At 46.7% G+C, this 1539-nt stretch carries 1 protein-coding gene and 1 pseudogene; both read right to left on the bottom strand.

Annotation, left to right across the window (positions count from 1 at the left end):
* Window positions 1-1128 (bottom strand): phenylalanine--tRNA ligase subunit beta (gene pheT / locus AWV70_RS17900; RefSeq protein ID WP_082713694.1); only part of this gene is annotated, 1128 nt, incomplete at its 3' end.
* Between the two features lie 12 nt (window positions 1129-1140).
* Window positions 1141-1539: pseudogene (pheS, locus tag AWV70_RS24835) on the bottom strand (phenylalanine--tRNA ligase subunit alpha); the annotation flags it as partial.

Genomic DNA, 1539 nt, shown 5'->3' with positions numbered 1-1539 from the left:
CCGGTTCGGATCGACGCCTTTTTCGAAGCGGGTGCTTGCATCGCTTCGAAGTCCGACTTCCTTGGAAGTGTGACGTACAGATGAAGGTGCGAAATATGCGGACTCGATAACAACGGTCGTTGTTCCATCATGGACTTCCGAATTCGCTCCACCCATTACACCTGCGAGTGCAACTGGCTCGTTGCCATTCGTAATGACAAGGTTATGCGATTGCAATTTACGTTCGACATCATCCAATGTCGTTATCGTTTCGCCCTCTTCGGCATGTCTGACGACGATTTCACCCGTTTCAAGACGGTCGTAGTCGAATGCGTGCAAAGGTTGGCCATACTCCATTAAAACGTAATTCGTAATGTCGACGACATTATTATGAGGACGTACCCCTGCAGCCATCAAAGCATTTTGAAGCCATAATGGCGACTCCGCCACTTTGATATTCTTCACGACTTTTGCTACATACATCGGATTATCAACGGAAGCATCCACACGGAGCTTCAGCTTGTCTTCCGCTTTTTCCGCCGCCGTAGGATATTCTATTTTCGGAAGTGCAATCCCTTGGGATAAAATCGCTCCCACTTCATAAGCGACACCTAGCATGCTTAGCGCATCCGAACGGTTCGGCGTCAAGTCGAATTCAAGCACCGTGTCATCTAAGCCAAGCAATGGCAGTGCATTTTCGCCAGGTACCGCATCTTGTGGCAAGACATAGATGCCTTCTGCGTATGCTTTCGGAACAAGTTTCCCTTCAATTCCAAGCTCTTGCAAAGAACAGATCATTCCGTTCGATTCCTCGCCGCGCAGTTTCGCTTTTTTGATTTTCATGCCACCAGGGAGAACAGCTCCAGGACGGGCAACAATCACTTTTTGACCTTGCGCCACATTCGGTGCTCCACAAATGATCTGTGTCGTCTCTTCTCCGACGTCCACTTGACAAATATTCAATTTATCCGCTTCCGGATGCTTCACGCATTCTTTCACATGACCAACAACTACATTCGTCATGCCTTGCGTTAGATTGATGATGGAATCCACCTCGATGCCTGCACGCGTTATTCTTTCCGCTAAGTCTGTAGGGTCTATGCCGTTTATATTGACGTACTCATTTAGCCATTTCGTTGATACTAACATGTAATCTCCTCCTCAAGCTTCCGTCCGGTGGAATTGTGATATGAAACGCACATCATTCGTATAGAAATGACGGATATCTTCCACACCGTATTTCAGCATTGTGATACGTTCAGGCCCCATTCCGAATGCAAATCCTGAATAAACTTCCGGATCATAGCCGGACATTCTTAATACGTTCGGGTGTACCATGCCTGCCCCTAAGATTTCTATCCAACCTGTTTTTTTACAAATGTTACAGCCTGCCCCGCCACATTTGAAACAAGATATATCCATTTCAACTGACGGTTCCGTGAACGGGAAGAAGCTCGGACGCAAACGAATTTCACGCTCAGATCCAAACATTTTTTTAGCAAATAGATCCAGCGTACCTTTTAAATCGCTCATACGGATATCTTCGCCTACTACAAGACC

Source organism: Sporosarcina koreensis, assembly GCF_001531445.1.
Lineage (GTDB): Bacteria > Bacillota > Bacilli > Bacillales_A > Planococcaceae > Sporosarcina > Sporosarcina koreensis_C.
This window is presented reverse-complemented; position numbering and strand designations above follow the sequence as displayed.